Here is a 17,492-nt window from a genome sequence, read left to right as displayed (position 1 = left end):
ATCTTCTGATTGGCTTTAATGACACACTTTCAAAATAAGTGACTAACGCTCACGCAATGCTTCTTGCGCCTTATTAAAGGGTTTAAGTAAATATTCAATGATGGTTTTTTGACCGGTTCGGATATCCACCGTCGCGACCATACCTGGAGTAATTGAAAAAGATTTTCCAGCCTTATTCACCAATTTATCTTTATCAGTACGAATATAAACCCGATAGTAGAATTGGTCTTGTTTCACTTCATCACGAATGGTATCTGGTGAAATCACGGTCACCTTTCCATCTAAGCCACCAAAGATCGAATAATCATATGCTGTTATTTTAACCAAGGCAGCTTGGCCTGGGTGAATAAAGGCAATATCTCGTGGCGAAATACGGGCTTCAATGAGTAATTGTTCATCAATCGGGACAATGGTCATGAGTTTCCCATTTTGAGGAACAACACCACCAATGGTCGTCACCGCAATTTCTTTCACTACGCCACGCACAGGTGCCTTAAAGGTCGATCTTTTAACAACATCAGTACGGCCTGCTACCACCTGTTGTAAGGACTGAATATCAGAATTTGCTTTGGCTAATTCTTCACGAGATTTCACATAATAATCATTACGCTTATCATTGATTTGATTCTCAAAATTATTAATTTCACGTTTAAGCCGTAAAACTTCTACTTCTGATGCTGCCCCCTTAGCAACTAAGGGCTGCGTCATTTGCAGTTCATTTTGAACCAATTCTAAAGCATGTTTCAAACCAGTAATGGATTCATCCAAATTTGAGCGACGTGAAGTATATAGCGCTGTTTCTTCACGGACTAAGTTGGTCAGACTTAAAACTGCTTTCGGGAAAATTAATGCTGTCCCATTTACTTCTGCTTCCAAACGTGCAGCCGTCGCCTGTGTGGCAAGCAGTTTAGTTTGGCTTTCTCCGACTTGTGATTCAAACCGTGTAGGGTCTATCTGAGCGAGAATTTGTCCTTTTTGAACAATATCTCCCTCTTTCACTTCTAAGCTGGTGAGTACACCACCATCTAAAGACTGAATCGTTTGCTCTTTTGAAGAAGGAATGACTTTACCTGTACCTGTCGAGACCTCTTCAAGCTTGAAAAAACATGCCCACAAAATAAAGGCCAATAATCCAATCGCCACAATCCAAATCACAAAAGTAGATTTAGGTAACGGGGGTTCCGAAAAATGCATTGCCGAAGGATTGGTTGGGCGCTGCAAAATATCGGGAGCTACTTCACTTTTAAGCGGCGGCTTTTGCACTTCAGGTAATTGTTGTTCTTGGCTCATGCTGGAACTCCCCCAACGCTCGGTTGATTTCCAAGGTTTAAGATGGCATCACGAGGGCCATCTTTCACAATTTTGCCATCATGAATCACAATAATTCGGTCGACCAGTTGTAAAACAGCAGGGCGATGCGTCGCCACCACTAAAGTTCGATGGCCTAACCATTCCTTTAAATGCTGAATCAATAATTTTTCAGAGACATCATCAATCGATGCGGTCGGTTCATCTAATAACACGATATTCGGGTTACGCAATAACAGCCGAGTCAGCAATAAAGCTTGTCTTTGCCCGCCAGAAAAACCAACCCCACCTTCAAGCACCAAATAATCCAGACCTTCTTTCTTTTGCTCGACAATTTCCAGAGCATTGGTAATGGTTAAAGCACGAATAATTTCTTGGTCTGAAGCTAAAGGCGCACCTAGCGTTAAATTTTCACGAATTGTGCCGAAAAATAAATGTGCATTTTGATTCAACAAAGACATATCACGACGAATATCATCAGGGTCAATTAAAGATTGATCAATTCCATCTAAACTAATACTACCTTGAACGGGCATTTGCATCCCTGAAAGTAATTGTAATAAGGTCGACTTTCCTGCTCCATTGCGACCTAAAATAGCCACCTTTTCACCAGCACGGATTTTCAACTGTGGAATCATTAAGGTTGGTCGTGGATCATCTTCACCATATTTGAACATCACCCCTTTAAAGTCATAGTCACCTACGATGACTTTACGATGAATCAATTGGGCACGATCAGGACGATCAACTGGCTTTTTCATCAGCTCATCTAAGCCTTCTTTGGCCACTTTAGCCTGTTGCCAACGTCCTAATACGCCAGTAATTTGTGAAATTGGCCCAAGCATCCGTGAAGATAAAATCGAACATGCGACCAAAGCACCCGTAGTCATGTCACCCTTCATAACTGCAAAGCAGCCCACCAACACCACAATCGCATAGGTTAATCCCTGAATTTTTTGTGTCCAAGCATTGAGCCATCCGGTAATCTTTCTTTGACGCATACTAATATCAGCAGAGACCTCATTCATATGGTTCCACTGATTTTGAAACCGCGCTTCGGCTCTTAGTAATTTAATATCTTCAATTCCTTGCACGGCCTCGACAAGAATGGCATTTCGAATTGAAGATTCGCGCATTCCTTCTTTGGCCAATTGCGCAAGTTTTTTCTGGGCCAATAAACTTGGGATGAGCATTAACGGTACAACCAGCACCATCACCCAAAAAATGTTTCCGCCAATCAACCAAAAAATCACTAGGAATAAAAAGAAAAAAGGTAAATCTGCAACAGCACTAATCGTGGTTGAGGTGACCAGTTCACGCACCCCTTCTAATTCACGAATTTGTGAAATAAAAGAACCAGTCGATTTTGATCGATCTTTATTGCGAATGCGTAATGCATGTCCAAAGACACGATCTGAAATTTTCAAATCTGCACGTTTGCCAATAATATCCGACAAATAAACCCGTGCAATTCTTAAGGTAAATTCAAAGATGGCGGCGATGAGTACACCACCAGCAAGCACCCACAATGTTGGAACAGATTGTGATGGAACAACTCGGTCATAGACCTGCATTGAAAAGATAATCGTCGCGAGTGCCAAAATATTGGCAATCATTGATGCCACCATAATATCGGTATAACGCTTCCAGTCTTTTAAGACAATGTCCCAGAACCAGCTCTTTTCATAAGGCTTTATATATTCATCTACACGCGCATCTGGAACGGAAGTTTCTGGTCTAAAAATATAAATTTGCTTAGCATTGGATTGCAGCTCTTGCAAACTAAAGGTTTGTGAAAGCCCTTGATCTCCACTGAGTTGCAAACTGGCATTGCCTTGGTTATCCACTTTTTCAATAACTGCAATTTGCCCATCATTAAACTCAATCACCACGGGCAATCGCCATGGATTTAAGGCATCGGTGGTAAAATCACCTTTACGCACATTGAGTCCAACCTGACGGGTAATGATGAGCAGCAGATCATCCACATTCTGATATTTATTCCAATCCAGTTGCAGCCGAATCTGTTCTTCCGAGGGTTGAAGACGATAATGTTGTGCAACCGTGAATATGGCCTGTAGCCATGGTTGATAATTTAGTGTTTTATTCATGGCTGAATTTCAAACCCTTGAATTTTTGTATTATTTAAATGATAAACGTCTCTACTCTTGCCTGTAACATGAATATACACAGCAACCGTGTCATAAATATCATATCGAGCAGACTCTCTTTCTGCTCTAGAACTATGAAACGACTGTGCTGAGCTGAGCAAGTCTAAAATAGAGCGTTTTCCGAGTTTGTATTGTTCTTCATATAATTCACGCGTTTTCGCCGTGGAACTCTCGCGATCCTGTAAAACAGAAATCTGTTTATTCATATTTTCAATGTTTTCACGTGCTGTACGAGTTGAATCTAAAATATTTAGATAAATCGCATTCAGTTTTGAACGTGCAGCTTGTTCAGCAAAGCCCGCTGCTTTCACCTGAGAACCTACTGCCCCACCCTGATAAAAATTACTACTCATTGAAATGGAAATCGAACTATCCGAATCATTTTCGATCCCCGTATTGGGGTTTTTCCCATTCAATGCTTTATTAACCGAACCGACCAACGAAATGGTTGGATAGCGACTTAATTCAGTTTGTTTTTTCTGACTTTTTGCAACTTCAATCTCTGCTTGAGCCGCAATCATTGCAGGGATGGTATTCATCGTAGGAGTGTCATAGAGTCCAGATTTACTCACCAACTCATCTGGAATAGTAAAATGAACTCGGTCGACCTCAAAACCCAATAAGGTTTTTAATTTTTGCTGTTCTTGGCTCAGAAAATTCTGCTGCGAAATTAAATAAGATTTTGAATATTCTACATAACTTTGGGCTTGCACTGGATCAGCATTACTACTAATACCCGCATTGGCTCTGAGTCTCGCAATTTCATATAAGCGACTCACTCCAGTCACCTGATCTTGCGCAATTTTAACTGTAGCTTGGTATCTGAGTACTCTTAAAATGGTCCGTGCTGTTTGGGCTGCAATCTCATCAATACTACCCAGTACGTTGGCTTGCTCGACGGCCAGTTTATTTTGTTGTGTATTAACGCTGGATTCAACCTTGCCAAAATCATACAAGCGTTGATTTGCTTGGATACTATACACTTGGCGCCCTTTATCACTTGCAGTAAAGTCACCAGTATTCATTCCAGCCTGTAATTGAGGATAATATCCAGCTTTGGCAACATCAATATTGGCATTTTGTGAGGCTAAAGTTGCAATTGATTCTGCAATGGCTGGATTACGTTTCACCGCAATTTGTACCGCATTATCAATACTAAATTGTCTATTATTGCGCGGATCATTTACAGACTTTGCAAGACCTTCTGTATATAAATTATTGAATGGTGCTTTTCGACCAATAATAGATGATTCAATCACTGGCAGTTCATTCAATTCTGCATCGGGTTTAAATTGAAAGTTGGTCAATTGTTGCATTTGAGCCGTTTTATAGCTTTGGTCATCTTGCGGCTTAATTAAACTCTGAACACTGTTCTTAATATTGTTTAAATACCCCAGATCTTGTGCATATATAGATGTATGCATACATACTGTTAGACCAAGAAAGGTACTTAAATTTTTTAAAGAAATAGAGGGATTTTTAGTTTCACACATTCGTAACTTGTACCTAGAAATAGCTTTTAATTTCTTCTCAGCATTCGATTTATTTTCAATAATTCTCAATCAAGAATATTGCTCTTTTCACACTTTTTTTAAATTAAAGAAAGTCATATTTTTACTTATATACAAATAACATCACCCTATACAATTTTATTCTACACTAGAGCTACCTGTAGCTAAACACAAATTTAAATAATTCAACAGTACAGCAAAGTACCCTTTTTTTCACAGACAAAATGCCCATGACCACACCAATACCAATGCCCCACCGTTGGTTTAAAAAATCATCCTAAAAGTTGGGTTTAGTGCAGCATTATCCTTCTGTATACTGAGCGCTTAACGATAAGAAATGAGTACTATGACAAACCTTACTTGCTTTAAAGCCTATGATATTCGTGGCAAACTCGGCACAGAGTTAAACGAAGAAATTGCCTATAAAATTGGTCGTGCCTATGGCCAAATTTACTGTCCACAAAAAGTCGTCATTGGTTGCGATATACGCTTAACCAGTGAAGATCTAAAACAGGCAACAATTCGTGGGTTGAATGATGCAGGGGTAAATGTACTCGATTTAGGTATGACGGGCACAGAAGAAGTCTATTTCGGTGCATTTCACTTAGATGTCCAAGGCGGAATTGAAGTAACTGCAAGCCATAATCCGATGGATTACAATGGTATGAAATTAGTCCGTGAAAATGCACGTCCTATTGGTGCAGATTCAGGTTTAAAAGATATTCAAGCTTTGGCTGAGTCTGGCCATTTCCAAGAAATGTCGCAAAAAGGCACAACAGAACAATATAATATTTTGCCTGAATTTGTTGATCATTTAATGACCTATATCGACCCAGCTAAACTCCGTCCACTCAAATTGGTGATGAATGCGGGTAATGGTGCTGCGGGTCATGTCATTGATGCCCTTGAGGACAAATTTAAACAACTCAGTATTCCAATCGAATTCATTAAAATTCATCATGAACCCAATGGGCATTTCCCCAATGGTATTCCGAATCCTATTCTGATTGAAAACCGTGGTTACACTAGTGATGCCGTATTAGCACATCAAGCAGATATGGGGATTGCATGGGATGGTGACTTTGACCGTTGCTTCTTATTCGATGAAAAAGGCCAATTTATTGAAGGCTATTATATTGTTGGTTTATTAGCTCAAGCTTTTTTACTTAAACAAAAAGGCGAAAAAATTGTGCATGACCCACGTCTGGTGTGGAATACCCTAGATATTCTAAAAGAATATGATGGTATCGCGGTGCAATCTCAATCAGGGCATTCGTTCATTAAAGATATGATGCGTGAACATAATGCCGTGTATGGCGGTGAAATGAGTGCACATCATTATTTCCGTGATTTTGCTTACTGCGATAGTGGGATGATCCCATGGTTATTGGCAACAGTTGTACTTTCAGAAACTAAACAGTCTTTGTCTAGTCTAGTTGAAGACATGATTAAAAAATTCCCGTGTAGTGGTGAAATCAACTTTAAAGTTAAAGACACTCAAAAGACTATTCAAAAGATTTTTGATCATTTTGCTGATCAAAAACCAATGCTTGATCAAACAGATGGTGTCAGTTTAGATTTTGGTGCTTGGCGTTTAAATGTCCGTGCTTCAAATACTGAACCTTTATTACGCCTCAATATTGAAAGCCGTGCAGATCAAAATCCTAAGCCTATGCAAGATTATGTTGATGAATTAACCCAACTGATTCAAAGCTAGATTGAGCCAATATAAAAATAGGAGTCTGATTGACTCCTATTTTTATTACAAAACGATCATTTAGCTTTTATAACCTATTGGATTCTGTTTTTGCCAATTCCAGCTATCCGCCAACATATCTTCAAGCTGATATTGTGGCTTCCATCCTAGCTCTGCAACTGCTCGCGCATTATCTGCGAACGAGGTGGCAACATCACCTTCTCGACGAGGAGCAAATTCAAATGCAACGGCAACTGCATTTACTTTTTCAAATGCATCTTTAACTTCAAGAACAGAAGAACCATTCCCCGTACCAATATTCCAAGCACGGCAACCGTGTTGCTCTAAACGATTATTCAGCGCGCACAAATGTGCATTGGCTAAATCAACAACATGAATATAATCACGCACACCAGTACCATCAACCGTATCGTAATCATTGCCATAAATTGACAACTTATCACGGCGACCAACAGCAACTTGAGTCACATAAGGCATTAAATTATTTGGAATGCCTTGTGGATCTTCCCCAATACGTCCGCTTTTATGCGCGCCCACAGGATTAAAATACCGCAGCAATGCAATAGACCAACGTACATCGGCTTGAGAGGTTTTTTCTAATAATTGCTCAACAATCAGCTTGGTATAACCATAATTATTACTAGGCATACCTGTTGGCATACTTTCATTGAGTGGTGAACTATTGGCTTCATCATAAACAGTGGCTGATGAACTAAATACCAATTTAAATACTTCAGCACGCTGCATCGCTTGTACCAAGCTAATTGAACCGGCAATATTATGATCAAAATACGTCAATGGAATTTGCTGACTTTCCCCTACTGCTTTTAGTCCCGCAAAATGAATGACAGCATCAATTTGATATAGACCAAATAATTGATCTAAAGTTTTTCCATCACGAATATCCCCTTCAACAAAGGTTAAACTTTTATGGGTCAGTTCTTGAACTCGGTTTAAAGATTCAACAGAACTATTGGATAAATTATCCAATACCACAACATCGTGCCCAGCATTTAGTAATTCAACACAAGTATGGGAACCAATATATCCCGCGCCACCCGTGACTAAAATATTTGCCATGTCTTAACTCTCTTGCTGACTTAACAGGATGCGAATTAAACCCTGTGTTGAAGCATCTAATGATGCTAAATCATGTTCAGTTCTATTTAAAATTGGCAACAGTTGATTCGCAATATCTTTGCCTTTTTCAACGCCCCATTGATCAAATGGATTAATATTCCAAATCACCGATTGCACAAAAACCTTATGTTCATACAGGGCAATTAACATCCCCAAACTATAAGGACTCAATTCTTCCAATAAAATGGTGGTGCTCGGCTGATTGCCCGCATATTGTTTATAGACAGGTAAGCTTGATAACTCATCTGGATTGAGTGCCTGATTACCAAAAGCCAATAACCGCGACTGCGCTAAACAATTGGATAAAGCCAAATGGTGTTGCTCAATCAAGGCTTCTGCATTTTCAGCATAAGTAAACTGATTGGCATTATAACGTTGCACGGGTGCGATAAAATCGCAACTGACTGAGTGTGTGCCTTGGTGTAAAAGTTGGTAAAAAGCATGTTGTGCATTCGGACCGACTTCCCCCCAAATAATCGGGCACGTATCTAAGCTCACTTTTTCTTCATTTCTTTGGATGGACTTTCCATTAGATTCCATCTCAAGTTGCTGTAAATACGCCGCAAAGTATTTTAATCGGCCATCATAAGGCAACACTGCATGGGTCTGAATATTGAGAAAATTATTATTCCAAATCCCCAACATTCCCATTAAAACCGGAAGGTTTTTTTCGAAAGATGCTTGCTGAAAATGCTCATCAATTGCGTGCGCACCTGCAAGTAATTGCTTAAAGCCATCGATACCAATATTAAGAGCAATCGGCAAACCAATACAAGACCACAAAGAATAGCGGCCACCGACCCAATCCCAAAGTAAAAACTGATTATCGGGTGCAATCCCCCATTCGGTCATCTTTTCTGGTTTGGTGGATATTCCAATAAAATGACTTTTTAAAATGCAGGCTTTATTGCCTAATGATTTTTCCAACCATTGGCGCACAGTTTGTGCATTAGATAATGTATCAATCGTGCCGAAAGATTTTGACGAGATAATAAACAGTGTTGTTTCAGGTCTAAGCTGGTGTAACAAAGCAGAAAGTTGGCTACCATCCATAGTTGAAACAAAATGTACATTTAACGGCTTAGCTGTTTTTACTTTGTAATCTGAAAGTGCATGACTCACCATCACAGGACCTAAATCAGATCCACCGACACCAATATTCACCACATCTTGAATGACTTCACCGGTACATCCACGATATTGCCCCGCATGTATTTTATTGACCAAAGCATACATACGTTCCAACTGTGTATGCACCAATTGGCTGAGTTCTGGAAATTTTTGACTATGTTGAGGCAATCGTAATGCCCAATGCATCGCTGCACGTTGCTCGGTATAATTAATTTTATTTTCGGAAAACAGCATCTCAATCTGAGTGTTTAGCTGCTTCGTTTGAGCGAATTCAAGCAATGCGTTTAAAACCTGTGAGTTAATCCGCTGCTTACTATAATCCAGTACAATTTGATTAAATTGATGTGATAAATGCTCAAACCGTTGTGTATCATCTGCAAACAACTGATTTAAATGTCTAAGTTTAAATTCATCTGCGTGATGATTTAAATCTTGTAGTCGCTCACCCGAGCCAGATTGATGTTCACTCATGCTCGCCCCACTCCCGCATAAATAAAGCCCTGCGCCTTAACATATTCAGGATTGTAAACATTACGCCCATCTAAAATGAAGGCTTGCTGCATCAATGTTTTTAATTGTTTAAAATCTGGACTTAAATATTGTTTCCATGCCGTCATAAGACACAGCGCATCTGCCGATTGTACGGTTTGATATTGGTCTTCAAATAAAACCAAGTCATCACGTTGACCATATGTTTTTCTAATCTCATCTAATGCTTGGGGATCATGTAAATGAACAGTCACACCTTGTGCCCACAGCGCTGCAAGCATGACATGAATCGGTGCATTATGAATACTTGAGGTATTTTCCTTAAAGGATGCCCCCCAAATCGCTACAATTTTTCCTTTTAGCTCGGTATGATAATGGTTCCATAACTTTCTAAATAAAATTTCTTTTTGTTGTTCGTTTATTTCCCACACTTGTTCCAACAACTGACTATTCGCACCCGTTCCAGCAACTGTACTCGATAAGGTCAGGATATCATGAGAGAAATTTTCACCACCAAAACCAGTACCTGTAGATAAATAAGCTGAACCAATACGACTATCCGCAGCTAGACCTTGCTGTACATTCAAAATATCAATGCCCAGCTTTTCAGTGACTAAAGCCAAATCATTCATATAACTAATTCGAGTTGCTAACATCCCTGAGATACTCAGTTTAGTAAATTCCGCATCTAAAATCGGCATAAATAAATATTGATGTTTAAACTGAAAAATAGGTCTGAGCAATTCTTGCACCAAGTGAGCTGCTAAATCACTATCCACCCCAACAATAATCTGTTTAGCTGAAGTAAAACTATTGATCGCATTACCTTCCTGAATCACATCTGGCAAATAAGCCCAAGCATCGACCGCTAAAATTTGTTTTAACTTTTCCGTACCATATAAACCAAAAGTAGAACTATTAATCATTAATTTTGGATGAGAAATAGCCAGTTGAGCGATCTTTTTAGCTGCCGCCGTTGCTTGATTCACTTCAGTCGCTGCATAACTAAATAGAAAAACTTCTTGGTCCGAATTAACTTGATCAAGATGTTTTAATGTTAAGAATCCAGTTTGAATTTGCTTTTGAATGAGCTGATTCACCACGCCATCTTGATAGTGTATTAACAACTCAGCGCTTGTATTTGAACACCAAGTCACTTGGTGTCCATTTTCAGAGAACAGTCCAGCCAGAACACCAGCTTGCAGCGTTGCCCCTAAAACAGTGATTTTCATTGCGAATCCAATCTGAATTTTATAATTTCAATTCTTGTATTAGCTGTTTAAATTCATCACCCAATTTTGGGTGTTCAATACCATAATGCAGTACGGCTTTTAAATAACCAATTTTACTACCACAGTCAAAAGTTTGTCCCTGCATACGATATGCTTCAACAGGTTCAAGTTTTTGCAAAGCAGCAATGGCATCGGTCAATTGAATTTCATTGCCTGCACCCTTCGGTGTACTTTCTAAAAGCTGCATAATTTTTGCAGGTAAAACGTAGCGTCCCACTACAGATAAATTTGAAGGTGCAGTTCCCACTGTAGGCTTTTCAACGATACCCTGCATCACCATACTTTCACCTTCCGCAGGTGTATTTTTTACATCAACAATGCCATATTGATCGACCAAGTGCTCAGGTACAGCTTCCACCATAATCTGAGCCGACTGTGACTGCTCAAAACGATGAATCATTTTAGCTAAATCATTGGCTGCATCAGCATTTTTTACCAGTACATCTGGCAGTAAAACTGCAAATGCTTCATTTCCAATCACATTTTTAGCACAAAGCACGGCATGCCCTAAACCAAGCGGTTGGGGTTGGCGTACACTAATCACACTAATATGCTTCGGTAAAATTTCAGTAATTTCTTTAAGTAAATCAAATTTCTTTTTATTTTCTAAGGTGGTTTCAAGTTCAAAATTACGATCAAAATAATTTTCGATGGATGCTTTTGAAGCATGTGTCACCAGAATAATTTGCTCGATTCCTGCTGCTACAGCTTCTTTAACCACATATTCAATTGCGGGACGATCAACCACTGTCACCATTTCTTTTGGAATAGCTTTACTTGCAGGTAAAAAACGTGTGCCTAACCCTGCGACTGGAAGAATTGCTTTTTTAATCATCATCATTACTTACTTAAAAAACTCTATAATTTAACTTCATCGTTTTGATCTGGGGCATTGTTGCCCTTAAATAATGAAGGCCCTACATGCCCAGGTGCATTAATACCTTCTTTATTGGTCATGACTGAGACGGTTTTAAACATAATTTTAAAGTCGACAAAAACATTATGATGATCTACATACCATACATCACACTTAAATCGCTCTTCATAATCCAGTTCATTACGACCACTAACTTGAGCTAAACCCGTCATACCTGGCCGAACATCCAAACGACGAGCCTGTTCTGGAGAATATAACTCCACAAACTCTTTAAGCATAGGACGCGGTCCAACAACACTCATATCACCCTTCAATACATTAATAAGTTGGGGCATCTCATCTAAGCTTGTGGAACGTAATTTTTGCCCAAATGGCGTAATCCGTTGTTCATCTGGTAATGGATTACCTTGAGCATCATTTGCATCTTTCATCGAACGAAATTTCATCATTTTAAAAAGATTGCCATTCTTCCCTGGACGCTCTTGATAGAAGAATATAGGCGAACCAAGATTTTTACGCACTTTATAAGCTACAATAAAAAAAATAGGAGAAAGCAGTATCAAGGCAATTGATGCTATCAAAATATCAACCAATCTTTTCATTTGATTCATTTAAACCCATTATTTCAAATAATTTTTTATTTGCCTTATTCACATCAAAATGCTCAATAGCAATTTTATAACTTTCTAAACCCATAACATTAATCTGTTCTGGATGCTCTATAAAATAACATATTTTATCGGCCAATGCCTGAGTATTCCATTTAAGCACTAAAAAACCATTTACTCCATCAACAACTGTTTCTCTACAACCAGGAACATCCGTCGTAATGACAGGACGACCTATTGCCATTGCTTCTTGCGCACTTCTTGGTACACCTTCACGATATGATGGTAGAATAAATACACTCGTTTCAGCAATCCAATCTTGTACGTTTGCAACATAACCAGGATATTCGAATAAATTTTCAGCAATGAGTTGATCTAATGTTTCTTGCTTTAATGCTCCCATATTTTGAGGGTCTATAGCTCCTAAAATTGTAAAATGAGCATCAGGATACTTTTTCTTTACCAACCTTATCGCCTCAATAAGCTCGAAAATACCTTTTTCTTTCAGTAATCGACCAATAAATAAAAATTTAACAGGAATACATTTTGCAACAGAGAATGGATATTGTTCTAGATTTAATCCTATACCACCCAATATGTGTATTTTGGATACTTTAAGCCCATAAACTTCCATCAAATCTCTTTGATCATCCGCATTTAGAAAAATAATTTGATCTAAACAAGGAAATGCAAGCTTATAAAGCATAACCTGTACACTTTTGACTAATTTCGTTTTATTACTTTGCCCTTCTGGTTGTTCTGTAAATGTATAACCCAAACCTTCCAGCATACCAATCACCAAGGGAACCCGAGCTGCTTTAGCTGCCATACTTCCATAAATGACAGGTTTTGCAAAATATGAAAAGACGATATCTGGTTTAAGTTTTTTTAATAAACCTTTTAATTGTAAAAAAGAAGCAATATCAGCAAATGGATTCAGTCCACCACGACTCAATTTATAGGTAACTGGTTCTGCACCAAGTTCTTTGATTTTTTCTAAACATTGATCAGTATATTCTGATGTAAAAGCAAAAACTTGATGTCCTTGAGCATTTAAGCGTTTAATTAAATCCGCACGAAAACCATAAAAACTTGCGCCAGTTGTGCCTATTAGAGCTATTTTTTTATTTTGATTCATAAGTTTCTAACCATTGATTTACAATAATTTTCAAATCAAAATTATCTTTTACGTATTTTAATGCTAGTTCATTATTTCTCTGACGTTCTAAATGACTCATTTGAATCGCACCACTCAACTCTTTCGCTAGAGCATTCATATCATTAACTGGAGACATTAAACCGTAGCCTCCCATTACCTCTTTAACACCACCACAATCGGTAGCAACAACAAATGTTTTACAAGCCATCGCCTCTGCTACAACCAATCCAAAACCTTCAAAATTTGAAGAAAGGACAAACAAATCTGCTGCTGACATTAATGCAGGAATATCATCTCTTCTTCCCAATAGTTTAACATGCGCAGTTAAATTCAAAGCCTGAATTAGTTGTTCTATTTCCAACCTGAGCTCACCATCACCGGCAATAATCAATTCTGGTTGATTTTGTGTATTTTTTTCAATTACTTTTTTAAATGCCCGAATCAAACCGAGAAAATTTTTCGCCTCATGAAAACGCCCAACTGCTAAAATCATTACCTTATTGGTATTAAGCTCTAATTCACTTCTAATATTAATTCGACTTTCAGAACTAAATTTAAACTTATTTAAATCAATCCCATTGTAGACTGTATAAATACCACTTTTAGGTACTGCACCTAGTTTCTCAAAACTTTCACAAGCTGACGTACTAACATTCGTAGTCATATCAGCCATATCATGAGTAAGTTTATAAGCTAACATACGTAGTTTGCCCCCCTCATTATTACTATGCGCAGTGCAAATAAGCCTTGGAATCGGAGAAAATTTACGAGATATTCGTGAAAATATATTGGCATGGACCATATGTGCATGTACGACATCAGGTTTAAAGGATTCTAATAATTTTTTATAATTTTGATACGCAGACTTAATATCTTTTATAATTTCCAACTTAAGATAAACTAATTCAATTTCTTTATGCCGTAGCTCTACAATAACTTCACCTTTCAAATAAGCAATTTTAACCTCATGCCCAAGTTGAACCATTTGGTCAGCTAGATCCACAACTACTTTTTCTGCACCACCACCACCAAGACCAGTAATTAAATATAGAATTTTCATTAATCAAATCCAGTGCATAATTAATATTGATTGTTGAATAAAACTAATCATTAACAATAAAATTGCTAATAAACGATTTTTTAAACTTAACTGAGATGCGGCAATAATAACTAAAACTAAAACAGCTGTTAAAAACCTATAAGGGTAACCACCTGTAAAAAATGGACTTATCACAACTAATGAAATAAAAACAATGCTCGTTGCGACTTCAAAACTAATCACTTTCTTTTTATAAACATCTATTAAAAAAATTATCAGTAAAGTTAACCAATACACTGAAGACAAATAAGAGGAATTCCATTCATTACTCGAATAAATCTCAGACCTTCGATTATCACCGATTGCTCCAAGAACAACTGAAATCAATGGCCCAGTTAAAAAAGCAAGTACGAAACCTAATAAAACCAAAAGCAATAATTTAATATTTATTTCACTAATCTTATTTAATAAAACATTAATAAAATAAAAAACTGATATAAATAATAGCATTGAGGTATGCATTAATAAGCAACTCAAAACTAAAATAGAAAAAATAAGTATATTATTTTTAAAAAAATAATATGCATAAAAAAACAATGCTATTGCTAAAGCAAGTCGAAGCTGACTAAAATTGAATAAAATCAATAATGGATGTATCAAAAAAACACAATAAAAAATATTAGTTTTAAATATTAAAATACGAGCTAAAACAAAATAAATTAAAAAAGGTATGAAAGTAAAAAAGATAAATTTTGATGATAAGCCCATCGCACTTAAAAATGTTACTAGAAGCCCCCAAACCCATTCATTTTTCACATATGAAATAATGTTTGAAAAACCATACTTTAATAACTCATCATACATACCTAAATCAAGTAAATTCACATATGTAAATGCATCTATATCCTTATACGCAGGATAGTTGCTTAACCATGGAATGCTAACTATTATTACTGCCAACGGAAAAGCCAATAACGAGTAAAATTTTTTCCTATTAATAATTAAATTAATCACTCAACATATCCTGCCATCGTTTAGTAATAGTTTCTATTTTAAATCTTTTGCTATTCCTAAATGCTGATTTAACAAAATTTTGATACCTATCTTCAGAAGATATTATTTTCAATATTGCAGAAGAAAAATTTGATACCTGACCTTGTTTACATAAATAACCATTTTCATCATTTAATAATATTTCAGCTGGACCTGTATCGCAATCAAAAGCCACAATCGGTAACCCATAGCTTTGTGCTTCTAGTAAAACCATTGGGAACCCTTCATTTCTAGAAGTTAAACAATATATGGAGGCCTTTTTATAAAATGAATCAACATCTTTTTGTTGACCCGAAAATATCACTCGCGTTTCAATAGCTAAGTTTTGTGCCAACTGCTTTAAATTAGCATCTTCTTGCCCACCACCGACTATATTTAGCATCCATCTCTCATCTACCTCTTTACAGACCAATGCCCAAGCCTCTAGTAACAGGTCAAATCCTTTAATATAGTCTAAACGACCCACTGCCAATACTGTTCTACTCTCTAATGTCGGCTGATGGTCAAAATTCCCAAAAAGGCTCGGATTTGCAATAACAAATATTTTATTATTAATTTTTGGATATTTTTCAATCCAGAAACTTTTATCACGCTCGGTTAGCGTTACTATTTTTGTGCACCATTTTGCCGCCATCCAACGACCTAAATCTCGAAAACGTGTTCCTAAATTAACTTTAAAATTAAAGTGTTCCCAACAAATATGATTAACTTTTAAACCCATGCAGGCAGGAACAGTAAATACACAACTGATACTATCGACTACAATCAAAGTGTCAATTTTATTTTTAATTAAATAATTTCTAATTTTTAATACTGCTGTAAAAAAATTACTACGCATTGAGACTTTTTCATTAAATAAACAATCATTGATAATATTGCTATTTTGTTCAAAAAATGGCTCCCCCCCACTCAATGAAAGTATATAAACATGTTCATTTTTTGAGATGAAAGCATTGGCAATAATGGTCGTAACACGCTCTGTACCCCCAGAATGACTGATGTCCCCTATTAAAAAACATATATTACTCATTTTTTTACCTTAATTTTTCTCAAACAGTACTCAAGTACCAAAAAAAATACCCCGTATTGATAAAACAACTTATTACCTTTGTTCATAAGCATATTTTGATCAAAATCACTTTGAACTATTTGTCTTTTAAGTGCAGACCATCTACTTAGTGCTTTACTAAAACCTTCAAATTTTAGACTTTGGGTAATATAATACTGACTAATTGAAATTAAACTAAGACTAAAATATTTACATGTAGGTATACTTTTCACGAAAAGCTCAGAAACATCTTTTAAATCCTCTATGCTTTTATCTGTGATTTTTGCTGTAATCCCTTCTTCATTAAAACGATATCCCAATAAGCATTCGTTGATAAAATAGATTGTTTTCGCTTTCAAAAAAATAAATGGTATTGTATACGCATCTTCATACAGTTTTCGTAAAGGAAAAGACTGCTCTTTAAACAAATCTTTCTTGTAAACTCTAAGCCAAGCAAACCAATTAGAACAATTAAATACAAATTTAACAACATCTTCATCTATAATATACATTTTCTCAAACGGACTATTTACCATGAAATCCATCTTCACAGAAGGGTTATCATGAAAGCGAAATGCTTTGAATTGAATTATATCCAATTTATTGCTGTCCAAAACGCATTTAATTTTTGTGAAAAAACTTTCTTCAAGAATATCATCAGAATCTAGAAACATTAAATATTCACCCTGAGCACACTGAATACCTGTATTTCTTGCGCCACTCAATCCCATATTTTCCTGATCGACAAATATAAATTGCCCATTTAAATAAGCATATTGTTCAGTAATATAATTTTTTGCTATAAGCATAGATTCATCTGGTGTTCCATCATTTACAAGAATAACTTCAACACCATCAATCAACTGACTACAAACACTTTCCAAACATTCAATAATATATTTTTCTACTTTATATATTGGAATAATGACACTTAATAACATAGTTACAA

Annotated in this window: 14 protein-coding genes; 1 reads left to right on the top strand and 13 read right to left on the bottom strand. The window is 36.8% G+C overall.

Annotated features, from left to right (window positions below):
• Nucleotides 1-42: 42 nt before the first annotated feature.
• The 3 genes from B9T28_RS12715 to B9T28_RS12705 all read right to left on the bottom strand — a co-directional run bounded on the left by B9T28_RS12715 (nucleotide 43) and on the right by B9T28_RS12705 (nucleotide 4,903).
• Nucleotides 43-1,194 (bottom strand): HlyD family type I secretion periplasmic adaptor subunit, encoded by a 1,152-nt coding sequence (locus tag B9T28_RS12715; protein ID WP_086204421.1) that lies wholly within the window; start codon nucleotides 1,192-1,194, stop codon nucleotides 43-45.
• A gap of 92 nt (nucleotides 1,195-1,286) precedes the next feature.
• On the bottom strand, nucleotides 1,287-3,419 hold the full coding sequence (locus B9T28_RS12710) for a type I secretion system permease/ATPase (RefSeq protein ID WP_086204362.1): 2,133 nt from the start codon (nucleotides 3,417-3,419) through the stop codon (nucleotides 1,287-1,289).
• Complete coding sequence (locus tag B9T28_RS12705) at nucleotides 3,416-4,903, bottom strand: TolC family protein (protein WP_252053641.1); 1,488 nt, start codon at nucleotides 4,901-4,903, stop codon at nucleotides 3,416-3,418. The genes B9T28_RS12710 and B9T28_RS12705 overlap by 4 nt, the downstream gene beginning before the upstream one ends.
• 433 nt (nucleotides 4,904-5,336) lie before the next feature.
• On the opposite strand from B9T28_RS12705, the gene B9T28_RS12700 reads away from it, so the two are divergent.
• The gene (locus B9T28_RS12700; RefSeq protein ID WP_086204360.1) at nucleotides 5,337-6,707 is read left to right on the top strand and encodes a phosphohexomutase domain-containing protein; all 1,371 of its coding nucleotides are present in this window, start codon (nucleotides 5,337-5,339) and stop codon (nucleotides 6,705-6,707) included.
• Nucleotides 6,708-6,767: 60 nt separating this feature from the next.
• Here the strand turns inward: B9T28_RS12700 and galE are convergent, their stop codons facing one another.
• From galE to B9T28_RS12650, 10 genes are read right to left on the bottom strand one after another with little or no spacing between them, the layout of a single operon-like run.
• Complete coding sequence (gene galE, locus B9T28_RS12695) at nucleotides 6,768-7,787, bottom strand: UDP-glucose 4-epimerase GalE (protein ID WP_086204359.1); 1,020 nt, start codon at nucleotides 7,785-7,787, stop codon at nucleotides 6,768-6,770.
• Between the two features lie 3 nt (nucleotides 7,788-7,790).
• A complete protein-coding gene (gene pgi, locus B9T28_RS12690) occupies nucleotides 7,791-9,449 on the bottom strand; it encodes a glucose-6-phosphate isomerase (protein ID WP_086204358.1) in 1,659 nt (552 codons plus the stop codon).
• Entirely contained in the window at nucleotides 9,446-10,699 is a 1,254-nt protein-coding gene (locus B9T28_RS12685) for a nucleotide sugar dehydrogenase (protein ID WP_086204357.1), read from the bottom strand. Before B9T28_RS12685 ends, pgi begins: the two co-directional genes overlap by 4 nt.
• 19 nt (nucleotides 10,700-10,718) lie before the next feature.
• Nucleotides 10,719-11,594 carry a UTP--glucose-1-phosphate uridylyltransferase GalU gene (gene galU / locus B9T28_RS12680; RefSeq protein WP_086204420.1) on the bottom strand — a complete coding sequence of 292 codons (876 nt, stop codon included), beginning with the start codon at nucleotides 11,592-11,594 and terminating at the stop codon, nucleotides 10,719-10,721.
• 23 nt (nucleotides 11,595-11,617) lie between these two features.
• Complete coding sequence (locus tag B9T28_RS12675; protein ID WP_086204419.1) at nucleotides 11,618-12,238, bottom strand: sugar transferase; 621 nt, start codon at nucleotides 12,236-12,238, stop codon at nucleotides 11,618-11,620.
• Nucleotides 12,222-13,382, bottom strand: coding sequence for a glycosyltransferase family 4 protein (locus tag B9T28_RS12670; protein WP_086204356.1), 1,161 nt, complete (start codon nucleotides 13,380-13,382; stop codon nucleotides 12,222-12,224). The genes B9T28_RS12675 and B9T28_RS12670 overlap by 17 nt, the downstream gene beginning before the upstream one ends.
• Nucleotides 13,369-14,463 (bottom strand): glycosyltransferase, encoded by a 1,095-nt coding sequence (locus B9T28_RS12665; RefSeq protein WP_086204355.1) that lies wholly within the window; start codon nucleotides 14,461-14,463, stop codon nucleotides 13,369-13,371. The genes B9T28_RS12670 and B9T28_RS12665 overlap by 14 nt, the downstream gene beginning before the upstream one ends.
• Nucleotides 14,464-14,466: 3 nt before the next feature.
• A complete protein-coding gene (locus tag B9T28_RS12660; RefSeq protein ID WP_143222618.1) occupies nucleotides 14,467-15,456 on the bottom strand; it encodes an EpsG family protein in 990 nt (329 codons plus the stop codon).
• Nucleotides 15,449-16,525 carry a glycosyltransferase family 4 protein gene (locus tag B9T28_RS12655; protein ID WP_086204353.1) on the bottom strand — a complete coding sequence of 359 codons (1,077 nt, stop codon included), beginning with the start codon at nucleotides 16,523-16,525 and terminating at the stop codon, nucleotides 15,449-15,451. The genes B9T28_RS12660 and B9T28_RS12655 overlap by 8 nt, the downstream gene beginning before the upstream one ends.
• Nucleotides 16,522-17,484, bottom strand: coding sequence for a glycosyltransferase family 2 protein (locus tag B9T28_RS12650; RefSeq protein ID WP_086204352.1), 963 nt, complete (start codon nucleotides 17,482-17,484; stop codon nucleotides 16,522-16,524). Before B9T28_RS12650 ends, B9T28_RS12655 begins: the two co-directional genes overlap by 4 nt.
• Nucleotides 17,485-17,492: the final 8 nt, after the last annotated feature.

The sequence above is a fragment of the Acinetobacter silvestris genome, from assembly GCF_002135235.1.
Taxonomy (GTDB): Bacteria; Pseudomonadota; Gammaproteobacteria; order Pseudomonadales; family Moraxellaceae; genus Acinetobacter; species Acinetobacter silvestris.
The sequence above is the reverse complement of the archived record's forward strand: the minus strand, read 5'-3'. Positions and strand labels throughout refer to the sequence as shown.